This is a genomic window from uncultured Rhodospira sp. (genome assembly GCF_937138205.1).
Taxonomy (GTDB): domain Bacteria; phylum Pseudomonadota; class Alphaproteobacteria; order Rhodospirillales; family Rhodospirillaceae; genus Rhodospira.
Map to the genome: position 1 here is coordinate 31,878 of NZ_CAKZOT010000053.1, position 13,744 is coordinate 45,621.

Here is a 13,744-nt window from a genome sequence, read left to right on the forward strand (position 1 = left end):
CAATCGAGACACACCCCACATCATAAGAGGGCAGAGCATGACCGCCGATACCGCTTCCGTCACCACGGCCACCGCTCCGGCCGCGCTTTTCGATCACACCCTGACGCGCGACTTCGTGCGGCCCGGCGTGATCTTCGAGAAGAAGCCGGCGCGCACTCCCGACGGCAAGGAGGTCGCGGGCCTGTACAACGCCTGGATCACCCTGGACAACCCGAAGCAGTACAACTCGTACACCACCGACATGGTCAAGGGCGTCATCCTGGCGTTTCGGGAGGCTTCGTGCGCGCGGGACGTGGTCGCTGTGGTGTTCACGGCCACCGGCGACAAGGCGTTCTGCACCGGCGGCAACACCAAGGAATACGCCGAGTACTACGCCGGCAATCCGCAGGAGTACCGCCAGTACATCCGCCTGTTCAATGACATGGTCTCGGCCATCCTGGGCTGCGACAAGCCGGTGATCTGCCGCGTGAACGGAATGCGCATCGGCGGCGGCCAGGAAATCGGCATGGCCTGCGACTTCTCGGTGTCCCAGGACCTCGCCCGCTTCGGGCAGGCCGGCCCCAAGCACGGCTCGGCCCCCGTCGGCGGGTCCACCGACTTCCTGCCGGTCATGCTCGGCTGCGAGATGGCCATGGTCTCCGGCTCGTTGTGCGAGGCGTGGTCGGCGCACAAGGCGGCGCGCCTCGGCCTGCTGACCGACATCGTCCCGGCGCTGAAGGTGGACGGAAAATTCGTGCCCAACCCGCTGGTCATCACCGACCGCTGGACCGACGAGTACGGCCGTATCGTCCACGGCGAGTTCCGCACCGGCGAGGAGGCCGAGGCCGCCAAGGCCACACTCAAAAAGGGCGAGATCGACCTGTCCCTGCTGGACCAGAAGGTCGAGGAACTGTGCGCCAAGATCCTGCTGACCTTCCCCGACTGCTTCACCAAGACCATCGAGGAACTGCGCAAGCCCAAGCTGAACGCCTGGAACGCCAACAAGGAGAACAGCCGGGCGTGGCTGGCGCTGAATATGATGACCGAGGCCCGCGCCGGGTTCCGGGCCTTCAACGAGGGCACCAAGGCCGACCGCGAGATCGACTTCGTCGGCCTGCGTCAGGCGCTGGCCAAGGGCACGCCCTGGACGCCGGAGTTGACCGAGAGCCTGCTGCCCGCCGCGAGGGCCGGCAAATGAGCGACGCGCCGGCCTCTTCCCCCCTCAAGGTCTGGCTGGACCGCGACGGCGCCCTGTTGCGTCTGCGGCTGTCGCGGCCCAAGGCCAACATCGTCGACGCCGCCATGATCGGCGCGCTGTCCTCAGCACTGGCGGAGCATCGGGACGCCCAGATGCTGCGCGGTGTGCTGATCGACCACGAAGGCCCGCACTTCAGCTTTGGCGCCAGCGTCGAGGAGCACATGCCAGACCGGGTCGCCGCCATGCTGGCCACCCTGCACCGGCTGGTGCTCGACCTGCTGGCCTATCCGCTGCCGGTGATGGTGGCGGCGCGAGGCCAGTGCCTGGGCGGCGGGCTGGAGGTGGCGACGGCCGGACACATACTGTTCGTCCACCCGGAGACCCGGCTGGGTCAGCCGGAAATCCAACTCGGCGTGTTCCCGCCGGCGGCCTCTTGTCTGCTGCCCGAGAGAATGCCCCTGGGCGCGGCCGAGGATCTGCTGCTGTCCGGCCGTTCCATCGACGGCGCCGAGGCCGCGCGCCTGGGGCTGGCCCAGCACGTCGGCGACGACCCCGAGGCCGCCGCCCTGGCGTGGTTCGACCAGGGGCCGGCCCGGCACAGCCCGGCGGTGCTGCGCCTGGGTGTCAAGGCCGCGCGGCTGGGCCTGGTGGAGCGGGTGCGCGACAAACTGGGCGCGCTGGAAGACCTGTACCTGTCCGAGCTGATGCGCACGCACGACGCCAACGAGGGGCTGAACGCCTTCCTGGAGAAGCGTCCGGCAACATGGGAGGGCCATTGACCATGGACATGCCCGTTTCCAAGGCCGGCGTCATCGCCCGGCGCTGCGAATCCATCGTCGATGACCTGAGTTTTCAGGCGGCGCGCGACTGGAAGGCCGCCGAGCCCGGCCGCAAGGTGGTCGGCTTCCTGCCGGTGTACGTGCCGATGGAACTGATCCACGCCGCCGGTTGCCTGCCGCTGGGCCTGTTCGGTGGCGGCGACCGCATCGAGGTCATCCACGGCGACGCCTACTACCAGAGCTACATCTGCCGCATTCCGCGCTCGACCATCGAACTGGGGGTGACCGGTCGCCTGGATTTCGTCGACGGCCTGCTGTTCCCGTTCGTCTGCGACGTGATCCGCAATCTGTCGGGCATGTGGAAGGTGATGTTCCCCGACGTCTGGACCAAGTTCTTCGACACGCCGCAGAACTTTGATCCGGAGATCGGCGGGACGTACTACACCCACGAATTGCGCGAACTTCGCGCCGACCTGGAACGCCTGACCGGGCGGGACATCACCGACGCGGCGTTGCGGGCCTCCATCGCGCTGTACAACGAGAACCGTCGGCTGGTGCGCGCCGTCTACGACGCCCGCGCGGCGGAACCGTGGAAGGCGCCGGCCGCCGACGTCTACGTCGTCATGCGCGCCGGCCTGATGATGCCGGTGGAGGAACACAACGCCCTGCTGGCCGACTACCTGGCCGCGCTGGACATCGAGGACCGGCCGCGCAAGGACAACGTCCGCGTCGCAATCTTCGGCTCGTTCTGCGAACAGCCGCCGCTGGCCCTGCTGAAGTCGATCGAGATGGCCGGCTGCTACGTGGTCGAGGACGACTACAGCCTGGTCAACCGCTTCATCACCGAGGACGTGGCCACCGACGGCGACCCCCTTGCGGCGCTGTCCACCGCCTACCTGCGGCACTCGGTGGAGACGTCGTGCAAGTACGTGCCGAACGAGGCGGACAAGGGCCGCTTCCACGTCGAGCGCGTCAAGCAGACCGGCGCCGAGGGCGTGATCTACGCCGCCCCCAGCTTCTGCGATCCGGCGTTGCTCGACCGGCCGATGATCTGCGGACGCCTGTCCGACGCCGGCATCCCGAACATGAGCTTCAAGTACGCCGAGAACTCCGGCCAGATGCAGCCCATCCGCGAACAGGCCGGTGCCTTCGCCGATTCCATCAAACTGTGGAGCTGAGCCGATGACCGTAGCCGTCAAAGAGCCGTCCATGCTGCTCCAGAAGGAGATGATCGCCGGGAACTATGACGCGATCACCTCCGCGCATGAAACCGGACGCAAGGTCTCCTCGACGTTCGTGCCCGGCAACCTGAACGAACTGCTGATGTGCTTCGGCATCCTCAACAACCTGCCGGAGATCAACGCCATCCAGAACGGGATGCGCCGCCTGTCGGGCGACTACATCATGGAGGCGGAGAAGGGCGGCCATTCCGAGGACGTCTGCACCTACGTCAAGGCCGACATCGGCATGATGGGGCGCGGCAACATCGCCCCCAACGGCAAGCCGTTTCCCGAGCCCGACGTGCTGCTGTTGTCCTACACCGGCTGCTACACGTTCATGAAGTGGTTCGAACTGCTGCGCGCCGAGTACAAGTGCCCGACCCTGATGCTGCATGTCCCCTACGAGGGCGACGGCCATTCCACGCCGAACATGATCGACTACGTGGTCAAGCAGTTGAAAGAGGTCATTATTCCGGGGCTGGAGGAGGTCTCCGGCGTCAAGTTCGACATCGACCGGCTGCGCGAAATCCTCGCCCTGTCGGCGAAGGCCGAGGACGATCTGGTCTGGTGCCTGGAGACGGGCAAACACAAGCCATCGCCCATCGACGCCTATTTCGGCGGCGTCTACTACATCGGCCCCATCTTCACCGCCTTTCGCGGCACCGAAGAGGCGGTGGACTACTACACCGCCCTTCGTCAGGAGGTGAAGGCGCGCCTCGACGCCGGTCAGGGGCCGACGTTGCCGGACGGTAGCGTTCTGACCGACCAGAAATACCGGCTGGTGGTCGAGGGGCCGCCCAACTGGACCAGTTTCCGTGAGTTCTGGCAGATGTTCGCCGACGAGGGCGCGGTGGTGGTGGCCTCCAGCTACACCAAGGTCGGCGGCATGTACGACCTGGGGTTCCGCCACGATCCGGCCGACCCGCTGCGCTCGCTCGCCGAGTACTGCCTGGGCTGCTACACCAACCGCAACCTGCCCAGCCGCGTCGACATCCTTGCCCAATACGTCGAGGACTACGAGGCCGACGGCCTGCTGGTGAACTCGATCAAGAGCTGTAACAGCTTCAGCGCCGGGCAGCTGATGATCATGCGCGAGGTGGAGCGCCGCACCGGCAAGCCCGGCGCCTTCATCGAGACCGATCTGGTCGATCCCCGCTACTTCTCGCCGGCCAACGTCAAGAACCGGCTGGAAAGCTATTTCCAGATGATCGACCAGAAGCGCCGCGGCGCCAACAAAGCCGCCTGATCAGAGGGACGACACCCCATGCGCTGCTTCATCGGGATTGACCTGGGCTCCACCACTACAAAGGCCGTGGTGATGGACGACACCTGCCGGGTCATGGGGCGGGGGATCACCAATTCCCGCTCCAACTACGACACGGCCGCCGCCGTCGCCAAGCAGGAGGCGCTGATCGATACGCGCCTGACCCTGTTCCGAAACAGCCTGTCGGCGTTTCCGACCCTGGCCGGCAAGGTTGACGATATCCTGGCCGACATCGAGCGGAACTTCCGCCACGTCCAGTACCTGGAAAAGCTGGAAGATCTCGAACAAACCTGCCTGGAGAACACCGGAACGCCGCGTCTGGCCGACGTACGCGCCGTGGCCCGGGGGGTCATTGCCACGGTGTTCACCCGCCTGCGGGAGGACTCGGGCGACCTGTTCGCCCCCGGCGTGGCGCGCAAGTCCGACTTCTTCCGCGATCTGGCCGGGGGTGGCTTCATGCACGCGGCGGAGGCGGCCTGCAAGGACGCCGGGCTGTCCTTCGACCTCATCCTCAACGTCTACGACAAGTCGATCATCGCCGTGGAAAACCGCGAGCCGACCGCGACCATGGAAAGCACCTTCCTGCGGGCGTTGGAAAAGTCCGGTGCGGCCGGTGGCGGGCCGGAGGTCGCCCAGGTGCTCAAGGACACGCTGGCCGTGCCGCTGGAGGAATCCTACGTGGTGGGCACCGGCTACGGCCGCGTGCGCCTGCCGTTCCCCAAGGAACACATCCGCTCCGAGATTCTCTGCCACGGCCTGGGCGCGCACATGATGTTCCCGGGCACGCGCACGGTGCTGGACATCGGTGGTCAGGACACCAAGGGCATCCAGGTGGACCCGAACGGCATTGTCGAGAACTTTCAGATGAACGACCGTTGCGCCGCCGGGTGCGGCCGCTATCTGGGCTACATCGCCGACGAGATGAGCATGGGCCTGCATGAACTCGGCCCGATGGCGCTGAAGGCCACGAAGCAGGTGCGCATCAACTCCACCTGCACCGTGTTCGCCGGGGCCGAGCTGCGCAACCGTCTGGCCCTGGGCGAGAAGCGCGAGGATATCCTGGCCGGGCTGCACCGGGCGATCATCCTGCGCGCCATTTCCATCCTGTCGCGCGCCGGCGGGGTTCAGGACGAGTTCACCTTCACCGGCGGCGTGGCCAAGAACGGTGCCGCCGTCAAGGAACTGCGCGCGCTCATCAAGGAAAACTACGGCGACGTGACCATCAACATCGACCCGGACTCCATCTACACCGGCGCCCTGGGCGGCGCCACGTTCGCCGTCCGGGCGGTCACGCAGTAGCGCAGCCACCCGTCCTCCTCCTCAAAGGGCTTTGCCAACCCTGCTCCGTCATTGCGAGGAGCGAAGCGACGAAGCAATCCAGGGCAACGGTGGGCGTCTTTCGCTCTGGATTGCTTCGCCCGCATCTGAAGACGCGGGCTCGCAATGACGGCGCTCCTGGCCGAAACGGTCGGCAATCCCGCGCACGAGCGGAAAAACAGTGTGAATGTGGCAGCTGTCGAGTGAACCGCGACGCAAGGACGCCAGAGCCAACAGCAGTTGAAACAGGGCGAGAGGACCACACCATGAGCAACCTGATCACCGGCGGCGTCGATATCGGCGCGGGCTGCGTCAAGACCGTCCTGTTCCGGGTCAACGGCGCCGAGACCGAATGGCTCGGCCGCGAGGTGCTGCGCATCCGCAACCGCGACCCGTTCCAACTGGCCGAGGACAGCTTCCAGGGCCTGCTGGACGCCCAGGGGCTGCGCCGGGACGACGTGGCCTATGTGGCCTCGACAGGCGACGCGGAAAGCCTGACCTTCACCACCGGCCACTTCTATTCCATGACCACGCACGCGCGCGGCGCGGTGTTCCTCGACCCCGAGGCCCGCGCCGTGATGGACGTCGGCGCGCTGAACGGCCGCGCCATCCGCGTGGACGGGGCCGGCAAGGTGCTGGCCTACAAGATGACCAGCCAGTGCGCGTCCGGCGCCGGCCAGTTCCTGGAAAACATCGCGCGCTACCTGGGCATCGCCCAGGACGAGATCGGGCCGTTGTCGCAGGCGGCGGGGGACTCCGAGAAGGTCTCCTCCATCTGCGCGGTGCTGGCCGAGACCGACGTGATCAACATGGTCTCGCGCGGCATTCCGGCCGGCAGCATCCTGCGCGGCGTCCATGTGTCCATGGCGGTGCGCATGGCCAAGCTGCTGAAGTCCATCGGCGCCAAGGACGGCATCGCCCTGATGACCGGCGGCCTGGGCCTGGATGTGGGCCTGATGTCGGCGTTGAACGCGGCGTTGGAGAAAGAGAAGGTGGCCCTGCGTGCGCGCAGCCACCCCGACGCCATCCACGCCGGCGCCATCGGCGCCGCGCTGTGGGGCGCCTTCCGCTACGAGAAACTGGCGGCCCAGGGCCGGGCGGCGGCGTAGGAGGGCACACCGGCACGGAGCCTTTGCCCGGGGTTTGCAGCCTCGCCGGATCCGCTATTGTGCCCGGAGGGTCCACACTCCGGGGTCGTCGGTATGTCCATTCTCGGTCTTTCGCGTGTCCTGGCGCCGCGGTCGGTGGCGGTGATCGGTGCCTCGGCGCGGCCCCGACGGTTCGGCAACGTGGTCATGCGCAATCTGCTGGAGGGCAACTTCCCGGGGCCGGTCATGCCCGTGAACCCCCGGGAGGAAGCCGTCGCCGGCGTGCTGGCCTATCGGTCCGTCGCCGACCTGCCGGTGGCGCCCGATCTGGCGGTGCTGTGCGTCGCCGGCCGGCAGGTTCCGGAGACCCTGGGCCAGTTGGGCGCGCGCGGCACCGCCGGGGCCATTGTCGTCGCCCTGGATGTGGACCCCGCCGCCATCCGACAGGCATCCCGGACCCACGGCGTGCGCGTGTTCGGCGCCGGCAGCCTGGGCCTGATCCTGCCACAGGCGCGCCTGAACGCCAGCTTCGCGCATGTGCCGGCACAGCCCGGACACGTGGCCTTTGTCTCTCAGTCGGGCGTGCCGGGGGTGTCGGTGCTGGACTGGGCGCGCCCGCGTGGGGTCGGCTTTTCGTGCTTCGTCTCGCTGGGTCAGGCGGCGGACGTCGATTTCGCCGACATGATGGACGTGCTGGCCAACGATCCCGAGACCCGCGCCATCCTGCTGTTCATCGAGTCCATCACCGAACGCCGCGAGTTCATGCCGGCCGCCCGCGCCGCCGCCCGCAACAAACCGCTGCTGCTGGTCAAGACGGGCCGCGACGACCTGAACCGCCAGATCGGTCCGTTCCTGTCGGAGGCCCTGGCCGCGCCCGACGACGTGTTCGACGCCGCCGTCGGCCGGGCCGGCGCGCTGCGCGTTGGCTCGCTGGACGAACTGTTCGAGGGGGCCGAGACGCTGGCCCGCGCGCGCGCCCTGCGCGGCGAGCGGCTGGCCGTGCTGGCCAACGGCGAAGGCGCGCTCACCATGGCGTGGGACGAGATCACCCACGCCAGCGGGGGGCGCCCGGCCACCCTGTCGCCCGACACGCGCGCCCGCCTGGAGGACATCGCCATTCCCGGCGGCATCGGCGACTCGGCGGTGGACCTTGGGTTGGCGGCGGCGCCGGAGCGGTACGGCGAGGCGTTGGCGGTGCTGGCCGAGGACGAGGGCCTGGACGTCGTGCTGGTGGTCCACGTGCCCACACCCATGGCCGATGCGATGGCGACGGCGCGCTCGGTGGTCGAGGCCACACGCCGTCATGGCTGTCCCGTGCTGGCCTGCTGGATCGGCGCCGACGCCGCCATGCCCGCGCGCCGGGTGCTGACCGAGGCCGGCTTGCCGGTCTTCACCAGCATCCGCGCCGCCGTGGGCGGCTTCCGGCATGTGGTCCACCATGCCCGCAACCAGGACATGCTGCTGGAAACACCGCCGTCGGATAGCGCCGACCATCAACCCGACAGGGAGGCGGCCCGCCGCCTGGTCCAGCACGGCTTGGCCGATCCCGACGGCTTGTTGACCGATGCCGCCGCGCGCACCCTGCTCGCGGTCTATGGCGTGCCCACGGTGCCCAGCGTGCCCGCCACCGACGCCGAGGACGCGGCGCGGGCGGCGGAGCGGATGGGCTTCCCCGTGGCCCTGACGGCGGCCTCGCCCGATTTGCCGCGCAAGTGGGACGTGGGCGCGGTGGCGTTGAACCTGGAAAACGGCGCCGCCGTGCGCGCCGCCGCCGAGGGCATTTTGCACCGCGTGCGGCAACACCGGCCCGACGCCCGCGTCCAGGGCTTCGCCGTGCAGCGCATGGCGCTGCGACCCAACGCCCGCCAGCTCATGCTGGGCAGCGCCTGCGACCCGCTGTTCGGCCCGGTGCTGGTGTTCGGCGAGGGCGGGCGTGCGGTAGAGGTGCTGCGCGACCACGTCATCGGCCTGCCGCCGCTCAATCCGCCGCTCGCCCGACAGATGATCGCCCGCACGCGCGTCTCGCGCCGGCTGGAGGCGCACGGTTTCCGGCCTGCCGCCGACCGCGAGGCGCTGGCCCAGGCGCTGGTGCGTCTGTCGCACCTGATCGTCGACAACCCGGAGATCGTGGCCTGTGACATCAACCCGCTGTTCGCCGATGAGCAGGGGGTGCTGGTGGTCGATGCCCGTATTCGGGTGGCGCCCGTGGACGGCTCCGACCGCCGGCGCTTCGCCATCATGCCCTATCCCAGCGACCTGGAAGAGCCGGCCACCCTGTACGACGGCAGCACGGTGACGCTGCGGCCGATCCGTCCCGAGGACGAGCCCGCCCACGCCGACCTGGTGGCCCGGGTCACGCCGCAGGACCTGCGCTATCGCTTTTTCGGCGCGGTGCGGGAGCTGAAGCACCACCAGCTCGCCCGATTGACCCAGATCGACTATGACCGCGAGATGTCCTTCATCGCCTCGCGGCCCCGCGCCGCCGATGGGCAGCCGGAAACCCTGGGCGTGGTGCGCACGGTCACCGATCCGGACAACCGTCGGGGGGAACTGGCCATCCTGGTGCGCTCCGACCTGAAGGGGACGGGGCTGGGCACCATCCTGGTGGACAAGATCGTCCGCTATCACCGGGCGCGCGGCACGGGGGAAATCGGCGCCCAGGTGCTGGCGGACAACGAGGCCATGCTGCGCCTGGCCAAGCGGTGCGGGTTCTCGGTCGGGCGGACGTCGGACCCGGAGGTCATGGACTGCGTCATCCGCACCGGCGGGAACGCGCATTAAAGACGGGGCCGTCTGCCGGCTCAGGCGGCTTCGAGCACCACGGCGATCCCCTGGCCGACGCCAATGCACAGGGTGACCAAGGCGTGGCGCCCGCCCTGCCGCCGCAAGGCCCGCGCGGCGTGCAGCACCAGCCGGGCGCCCGACGCCCCCAGCGGATGGCCGATGGCGATGGCGCCGCCGTCGGGGTTCAGGCGCGGATCGTCGGCGGCCAGCCCCATCTGCTGGCAACAGCCCAGCACCTGCGCGGCGAACGCCTCGTTGATCTCGATCAGGTCCATGTCGGCCAGCCGCAGCCCGGCGCGCGCCAGCGCCTTGGCCGAGGCCGGCACCGGCCCCAGTCCCATCACCCGGGGCGGCACACCCGCCACCGCCGCCGCTCGCACCCGGGCCAGGGGCGCCATGCCCGTCGCGTCGGCCATGTCCGGGCCGCCGACCAACACCAGGGTGGCGCCGTCGTTGATGCCAGAGGCATTGCCGGCGGTCACCACGCCGCCGTCGGCCAGCGGACGCAGCCGGGCCAGCGAGTCCGCCGTGGTCTCCGGCCGGGGATGCTCGTCGGCGTCCACCGACCGGGGTTGCGCCTTGCGGCCGGGTGGCGTGACCGGGACCGGGTGGATCTCGTCGTCGAAGACACCCGCCGCGCGCGCCCGCGCGTAGGCCTGCTGGGACCGCAGCGCGAAAGCGTCACAGTCCTCGCGGCTGATCCCCAACTCCCGGGCCACGGTGTCGGCGGTCTGGGGCATGGTGTCGTCGCCGTGCGGCCCCACCAGCGCCGGATTGGGGAAGCGCGAGCCGATGGTGGTGTCGAACATGCGGATGTCGCGGGCATAGGGTGCTTCGGCCTTGGCCATCACGAACGGCGCCCGGGTCATGGACTCCACCCCGCCGGCCAGAAACAGGTCGCCCTCGCCGACGCGCACGGCCCGGGCCGCGTCCACCACCGCCGTCATGCCGCTGCCGCACAGGCGGTTGACGGTGGCGCCCGGCACCTCCACCGGCAGGCCGGCGACCAGGGCGGCGTTGCGGCCGACGTTGCGGCCATCCTCGCCGGCCTGACAGGCGCAGCCGAGCACCACGTCCTCGATGCGGGACATGGCCTCCGCCGGCAGACGCGCCACCAGGGCGCGGATCAGCCCGGCCGCCAGATCGTCGGGCCGCACCCCGGCCAGGGCGCCACCGTGGCGCCCGAACGGGGTGCGCAGGCCGTCATAAATGTACGCGTCGATCATACCGCCGGGTCCAGGCCTTGCCGCAGGCGGAAGCGCTGGATCTTGCCGGTGGCGGTCTTCGGCAGTTCATCGATGAAATGAAGGTCGCGTGGGAACTTGTAGGGCGCCAGGGCCTGCTTGCAGTGCTGCTGCAAGGCCTCGCGCAGGGAGTCGGTCGGGCGGACGCCATCGGCCAGCACCAGCCACGCCTCCGGCTTGACCAGACCCGCGTCGTCCGAACGACCAACAACGGCGGCCTCCAGCACCGCCGGGTGCTCGATCAACGCGCCCTCGATCTCGAACGGCGAACACCAGATGCCGCCGACCTTCAGCATGTCGTCCGAGCGCCCGCTGTAGAACAGATAGCCGTTCTCGTCCTGATAGTAGGTGTCGCCGGTGTTGAGCCAGTCACCCAGCATGGTGGCGGCGGTCTTTTCGGGATTGCGCCAGTAGCGGCGGGCGGTGGAGGGCCCCTTGATGAACAAACGCCCGGCCTCACCCTGGGGAACCTCGCGGTCGGTCTCGTCGACGATGCGGGCCTCGTACCCCGGCACGATGCGACCGCTGGAGCCGGGTTTGACGTCGTCCTCGCGGTTGGAAATGAAGATGTGCAGCGCCTCGGTGGAGCCGATGCCGTCCAGGATCGTCAGGCCGGTGCGCTGCTTCCAACGCCGGAAGATGTCGGCCGGCAGGGCCTCGCCGGCGGAGACGCACAGGCGCACCGAGGACAGATCGGGCTTGGCGTGGTCCAGCGCCTGCAACTGGGCGGCGTACAGTGTGGGAACGCCGAAATAGAGCGTCGGGCGGTACTGCTCGACGGTCGCGAACGTGCTGTCCGGTGTCGGTCGGGTGTCCAGCAGGACCGCCGTCCCGCCCACCCACAACGGAAACGTCATGCCGTTGCCCAGACCATAGGCGAAGAACAGCTTGGCCGCCGAGAAGAACACATCGTCCTCGCGGATGCCCAGGGTGCGCACGCCGTACAGCTCGCTGGTGGCCACCATGTCGCGGTGGCGATGCACCGCCCCCTTGGGGCGCCCGGTGGAGCCGGAGGAGTACAGCCAGAAACAGTCCTGGTCCTCGCCGGCCGGCACCGCCTCGAATGTGTCGGGTCCGGCCTCGAACAGCGAGCAGGCGCCGGCCGCGTCCACCTCGACCACCAGACGCGGTCGATGCGGCGCCGCCTCCAGGGCGGGCGTGACCTCGCCGGCGAATTCGACCGAATAGACCAGGGCGGCGCACTCGGAATTCTCGATCATGAAGGCGAAGTCGCCCGACCGCAGCATCGTGTTGACCGGAACGGGCACGAAACCCGCCTTGATGGCGCCCCAGAACACGTAGAAGAAGGCCGGGCAGTCCTTGACGATCATCATGATACGGTCGCCGCGCGCCAGGCCGGAGTCGGCCAGGGCGTTCGCGCATCGGTTCACGTTGGCGGCAACGCCCGCGTAAGTGACCTCGCCGCGCGCCCAGCGAAGGGCGACCTTGTCGCCGCGTCCCTCGGTCAGGTGGCGGTCGATGAAAGCCGTGGCGGCGTTGAAGCCATCTGGAAAGGCTAGGTCATGTCCCGGCCCCACCGCGCGCGAAGGCTCCGGCATGGTGCGTGTCTCCTCCCCGTGGCCCGGTTCGGCCTCGTTGGTTCAGGGCCGAATTCCGGTCTCCATCGCATCCGGACGGACAGGCGGGCAGGGACCTGTCCCGCGCGTGTCCGGAGGTTCCGGCGCAATTCCAGCAAAGTGGTGCGCCTTTGCTCGTTTTGACATCTTGCCTCTGTGCTGTCAAGGTTCGGTCGCTCAACCCCTCTTTTGGTGTGGGCCGCGCCGGGCGGGTCCGTGAAACGCGAAAAGCCGCTCCTGGGCGCGGGCCGGAGCGCACCTCGCCCTCATCCCGGTGGCCACCGGACGCCATAACAGGTATTCTGGTACTGGTATTGCTTCATTTGCGGAACAATCTGTCCGCGCCACGTTTGCAAGGAGGTTCGGACGTGTCCGACGTCCCGGTTCCTTTGACCCCGACCATTCGCCCCGCCACACCGGCCGACCTGGACGCCATCATCGCGCTGGACCAGGAGATGACCGGCATGTCGAAGCCGGACTACTGGCGCGGGGTTTTCGATCGATTCGGCAATGGGTCCGAAGGGTGCATCCTGGTCGCCTCGGATGGGGACCGCTTCGTCGGCTTCATTGTTGGCGAGGTCCGCGCCTGGGAATTCGGGTCTCCACCCTGCGGCTGGGTGTTTGCCCTGGGCGTGCCGCAGGACGTGCGCCTGCGCGGCGTCGGCAGTCTGCTGTTCGACGGTCTGTGCGAGCGGTTCCGGCAGGCCGGCGTGAAGACCATCCGCACCATGCTGGCCCGCGATGCCCTTCTGATCATGTCGTTTTTTCGCAGCCAGGGCATGGTGGGCGGGCCCTTCATTCAGCTTGAGAAGGAGTTGGCGGGATGAACCTGCAAATGGCGACCCGCCATGCGTTGTTTGCGATTCTTGAACTGGCCGCCCAGCCGGACCGGCAGGTGGCGGCCGCAGAGATCGCCGAGAAGTACGGCATTTCGCTCAATCACTTGTCGAAGGTGCTGCGTACGCTCGGCCGACTGGGACTCGTCGAGGCGGTACGGGGCGTGGGCGGCGGCTATCGGTTCGTCGGCAACGCGCGCCGGGTCACCTTGCTGGACATCATCGGCGCGTTCGAAACGGTGGGCACGCCCGCCGCCTCTCACCGCGAGCCTGGCGACGACACAGCCGAGGGGCGGGCCCTGCGCTCGGTGATGGAGGAAATCGACATCCTGACGCGCGCCACGCTGTCGTCGATTACGGTGGAAACCATGCTGAAGATGATCCGGCGGTCACAGTGGAACGCTCCGCCGGCGGCGTGATGCGGGGCAGGCCTGCCCTTGGTGCAACCGGCCCCACGG

General features: G+C 68.6%; 11 protein-coding genes. 9 read left to right on the forward strand and 2 right to left on the reverse strand.

Annotated elements, in window-relative coordinates:
* The first annotated feature begins 37 nt into the window (after window positions 1–37).
* The 7 genes from oah (at window position 38) to Q0309_RS06830 (ending at window position 9,626) form a co-directional block, all read left to right on the forward strand.
* Entirely contained in the window at window positions 38–1,177 is a 1,140-nt protein-coding gene (gene oah, locus Q0309_RS06800; protein ID WP_299438830.1) for a 6-oxocyclohex-1-ene-1-carbonyl-CoA hydratase, read from the forward strand.
* Window positions 1,174–1,956: a cyclohexa-1,5-dienecarbonyl-CoA hydratase gene (locus tag Q0309_RS06805; protein ID WP_299438832.1), complete on the forward strand. Its 783-nt coding sequence runs from the start codon at window positions 1,174–1,176 to the stop codon at window positions 1,954–1,956. Before oah ends, Q0309_RS06805 begins: the two co-directional genes overlap by 4 nt.
* 2 nt (window positions 1,957–1,958) lie before the next feature.
* Window positions 1,959–3,134 (forward strand): benzoyl-CoA reductase subunit C, encoded by a 1,176-nt coding sequence (gene bcrC, locus Q0309_RS06810; RefSeq protein WP_299438834.1) that lies wholly within the window; start codon window positions 1,959–1,961, stop codon window positions 3,132–3,134.
* Between the two features lie 4 nt (window positions 3,135–3,138).
* Window positions 3,139–4,422, forward strand: a complete 1,284-nt coding sequence (bcrB, locus tag Q0309_RS06815; protein ID WP_299438836.1) for a benzoyl-CoA reductase subunit B — start codon at window positions 3,139–3,141, stop codon at window positions 4,420–4,422.
* Window positions 4,423–4,440: 18 nt separating this feature from the next.
* Window positions 4,441–5,739 (forward strand): benzoyl-CoA reductase subunit A, encoded by a 1,299-nt coding sequence (gene bcrA / locus Q0309_RS06820; protein ID WP_299438838.1) that lies wholly within the window; start codon window positions 4,441–4,443, stop codon window positions 5,737–5,739.
* Between the two features lie 284 nt (window positions 5,740–6,023).
* Window positions 6,024–6,866: a benzoyl-CoA reductase subunit D gene (gene bcrD / locus Q0309_RS06825; protein WP_299438840.1), complete on the forward strand. Its 843-nt coding sequence runs from the start codon at window positions 6,024–6,026 to the stop codon at window positions 6,864–6,866.
* A 93-nt stretch (window positions 6,867–6,959) separates the two neighbouring features.
* On the forward strand, window positions 6,960–9,626 hold the full coding sequence (locus tag Q0309_RS06830; RefSeq protein WP_299438842.1) for a bifunctional acetate--CoA ligase family protein/GNAT family N-acetyltransferase: 2,667 nt from the start codon (window positions 6,960–6,962) through the stop codon (window positions 9,624–9,626).
* Window positions 9,627–9,646: 20 nt separating this feature from the next.
* On the opposite strand, the gene Q0309_RS06835 is transcribed toward Q0309_RS06830, so the two are convergent.
* Window positions 9,647–10,855, reverse strand: coding sequence for a 3-oxoadipyl-CoA thiolase (locus Q0309_RS06835; RefSeq protein WP_299438844.1), 1,209 nt, complete (start codon window positions 10,853–10,855; stop codon window positions 9,647–9,649).
* On the reverse strand, window positions 10,852–12,432 hold the full coding sequence (locus Q0309_RS06840; RefSeq protein ID WP_299438846.1) for a benzoate-CoA ligase family protein: 1,581 nt from the start codon (window positions 12,430–12,432) through the stop codon (window positions 10,852–10,854). The genes Q0309_RS06835 and Q0309_RS06840 overlap by 4 nt, the downstream gene beginning before the upstream one ends.
* A gap of 386 nt (window positions 12,433–12,818) precedes the next feature.
* Here Q0309_RS06840 and Q0309_RS06845 point away from each other — a divergent pair, with 386 nt between their 5' ends.
* The gene (locus Q0309_RS06845; protein ID WP_299438849.1) at window positions 12,819–13,277 is read left to right on the forward strand and encodes a GNAT family N-acetyltransferase; all 459 of its coding nucleotides are present in this window, start codon (window positions 12,819–12,821) and stop codon (window positions 13,275–13,277) included.
* Window positions 13,274–13,705, forward strand: a complete 432-nt coding sequence (locus Q0309_RS06850; protein WP_299438851.1) for an Rrf2 family transcriptional regulator — start codon at window positions 13,274–13,276, stop codon at window positions 13,703–13,705. The genes Q0309_RS06845 and Q0309_RS06850 overlap by 4 nt, the downstream gene beginning before the upstream one ends.
* The last annotated feature ends 39 nt before the right edge of the window (window positions 13,706–13,744 follow it).

Excerpts from the sequence above, each read along its gene's own strand:
- oah (WP_299438830.1), top strand. The coding sequence starts at position 38 with ATGACCGCCGATACCGCTTCCGTCACCACGGCCACCGCTCCGGCCGCG.
- Q0309_RS06805 (WP_299438832.1), top strand. The coding sequence starts at position 1,174 with ATGAGCGACGCGCCGGCCTCTTCCCCCCTCAAGGTCTGGCTGGACCGC.
- bcrC (WP_299438834.1), top strand. The coding sequence starts at position 1,959 with ATGGACATGCCCGTTTCCAAGGCCGGCGTCATCGCCCGGCGCTGCGAA.
- bcrB (WP_299438836.1), top strand. The coding sequence starts at position 3,139 with ATGACCGTAGCCGTCAAAGAGCCGTCCATGCTGCTCCAGAAGGAGATG.
- bcrA (WP_299438838.1), top strand. The coding sequence starts at position 4,441 with ATGCGCTGCTTCATCGGGATTGACCTGGGCTCCACCACTACAAAGGCC.
- bcrD (WP_299438840.1), top strand. The coding sequence starts at position 6,024 with ATGAGCAACCTGATCACCGGCGGCGTCGATATCGGCGCGGGCTGCGTC.
- Q0309_RS06830 (WP_299438842.1), top strand. The coding sequence starts at position 6,960 with ATGTCCATTCTCGGTCTTTCGCGTGTCCTGGCGCCGCGGTCGGTGGCG.
- Q0309_RS06835 (WP_299438844.1), bottom strand. The coding sequence starts at position 10,855 with ATGATCGACGCGTACATTTATGACGGCCTGCGCACCCCGTTCGGGCGC.
- Q0309_RS06840 (WP_299438846.1), bottom strand. The coding sequence starts at position 12,432 with ATGCCGGAGCCTTCGCGCGCGGTGGGGCCGGGACATGACCTAGCCTTT.
- Q0309_RS06850 (WP_299438851.1), top strand. The coding sequence starts at position 13,274 with ATGAACCTGCAAATGGCGACCCGCCATGCGTTGTTTGCGATTCTTGAA.